Source organism: Mesorhizobium sp. (assembly GCF_024509055.1).
Taxonomy (GTDB): Bacteria; Pseudomonadota; Alphaproteobacteria; order Rhizobiales; family Rhizobiaceae; genus Mesorhizobium.
Window position 1 is genome coordinate 1 of sequence record NZ_JANINM010000332.1, and the last position, 1,713, is coordinate 1,713.

A 1,713-nucleotide genomic window follows, 5' to 3' on the forward strand; every position below is an offset into this window, starting at 1 on the left:
GGCTGGAACCCCCAACTAAGAAGGATCAGTGGCAGGAACACCAGCACGATCATCAGGTTGATGGCGATGCTGACGACCAGGCCGAGCTGATCGAGCGCGGTGTCCTCGTAACTCGAGTTCTCGGCCAGCCAGCGCCCGACCGAAGTGTCGGCGAAACCGCCCTCCTCGCCGATCGCGCGCGCCGACAGGAACCCGATATAGGCAGTGACCAGTATGGTGCCGGTCACAACCACCTGGATCGAGACGAACAGCGCCATACCGATATAGCCGAGGATCGCCGCTGCGATGGTGAACAGGCCCAGGCCGATGGCAAGAAAGCGCAGCCATGTCGGCCAGGGCCGCCACGAGCCGTCCTTCGCCCTGAAGGGTCTGAGCAGGCCCATCAGGATCAGGATGACGCCGACGATGATGGTTGCGACGAAGCTCCTGGCGATCGTCAGCGAGAGCGGCGAACCCATCTTCTCGTTGACGACCGAAAGGAAGTAGTTGAAGCCAAGCACAATAGCCATCGCCGTCGTCAGGCCGACAAGCCAGCGCGCCGGGCCGGTCTCAACCGGGATCAGCCGCCAGTTGGGCAAGCGAGGCTCAAGCGCCGCATTGGTCAGCCGGTTGACGCAGAACACCATGCCGATGACCGAGAGCAAGGCGTTGAGGAAGGTGCCGATATCGCCGCGCAACACGCTGTAATAATTGAAGAAGAAGACGGCCGAAACGAAGAAGGCGCTGAGCGCCGCGGTAGGCAGCAGCGTCGACCAGAACGCCACCGAGAGTCGGCTGAGGTAGGACGGCTCCTCGACGCTGGGATCGGCTTCGAAGATGCCGCCGAACAAACGCCTGCCGCCGATCAGAAGCACGGCCGCCAGCGCCAGCGCCATCAGTGTCGCGGCAAGGATCGCCTGGAATTTGAATTTGAAGGCGAAGCTCAGCCACGAGCTCACCGCCATGTAGAGACCCGTGAGCTGATCGTGCGCGTCGGAGAAGGCCTGCGGGCTCAGCGCATCGGTCAGTTCGTAGTGTTTGGTGAGAAGGCTGCGGAACAGCTCGCTGCGCTGTTCCGCTATCTTGTCGACCAGCCCGTTGAGCCGCACCGACAGGTTCTGGGCGCTGGCGACAACCGCGTTGATCTGCGCCTTTTCGGACGAGAGTGCGTCACGCTCGCTGCTGACGATTGCCGGCTCTGCCGGCTGTCCTTGCGCCGGCGGCGGGCCAAGCACCTCGATGCGGGCGTTGATATCGGTGAGGCGCTGACGGAAAGCCAGCGCGCTGTTCAGCGCCGCCCGCGATATATCCTCGAGCCGCAGACGGATATCCACCAGCCCGGCGTCGTCTAGGTCGGGATCGCTGAGTTTCTTCTCCAGGCCGTCGGTCTTGGTCGTCAGATCCTGGATGACCTTGGTCTGATCGGCAATGAGTTGGCTCGAGCCATGACCGATCGCCTGCGCCAGCGCGTGAAGAGACGGCTGCGCCAGGACGGCGACCATGACGACCAGGATCAGGCGAAGCAGTCGAAAGAACATGAGTTTGTTGCGACTCGCGGCCGGAGATGCTCGAAAATCCCGCCCTTGATAAAGACCGCCACAACAGGCGGCAAGCGGTCCGCTTTGCGGGACAATCCGGCGGACCGGAGTCGGTCTGTCGAAAAGCCATGGCGCAATCTTGGCTTTGCATTTGTGGCCTGCTCTATAGTCTGCCGCTTCGCACCAAAAGGACGAT

General features: G+C 62.3%; 1 pseudogene. It reads right to left on the minus strand.

The features are described from left to right. Window positions 1-1,517, minus strand: a pseudogene (locus tag Q0L57_RS14480) (mechanosensitive ion channel family protein); the annotation flags it as partial. Window positions 1,518-1,713: the final 196 nt, after the last annotated feature.